1 protein-coding gene is annotated in these 325 nt (G+C 59.4%); it reads right to left on the minus strand.

Annotated features, from left to right (window positions below; all coding sequences use genetic code 11):
- Positions 1-114: 114 nt before the first annotated feature.
- Positions 115-237 carry a hypothetical protein gene (locus J0A65_RS27780; protein ID WP_269814719.1) on the minus strand — a complete coding sequence of 41 codons (123 nt, stop codon included), beginning with the start codon at positions 235-237 and terminating at the stop codon, positions 115-117.
- Positions 238-325: the final 88 nt, after the last annotated feature.

The raw sequence follows: 325 nt of genomic DNA on the forward strand, positions 1-325 counted from the left end.
GGCGCTGTGCTGCTGCGTATCCCGGCAGGTTTCCGGCTCATCTCACGGCTCCATCATGCACGGTTTCACACCCCGGCTCGCGTCACTCTCTCGAGTCGCAGTCATCATACAACTTTAGTCGAACGGCCAGCGCTGGCCGATATCCGAAACGCCATCGTGCGACACCTGGAACAGGCCTCGCGCCATCGCCTGGAATGCGCAGAACACGGCAGCAATGCAGATGGCATGCGGCTTCATCCGTTTCAGGCCGACTATAGAGGCATACCCGTGCGCAGAGCAAAGCCTGAGGAAAAGCCTCGATTATCACGTTGACAGCGCATCGGGT

It is taken from the genome of Bowmanella yangjiangensis (genome assembly GCF_017255015.1).
In the GTDB taxonomy this organism is placed as follows: Bacteria; Pseudomonadota; Gammaproteobacteria; order Enterobacterales; family Alteromonadaceae; genus Bowmanella; species Bowmanella yangjiangensis.

Excerpts from the sequence above, each read along its gene's own strand:
- J0A65_RS27780 (WP_269814719.1), bottom strand. The coding sequence starts at position 237 with ATGAAGCCGCATGCCATCTGCATTGCTGCCGTGTTCTGCGCATTCCAG.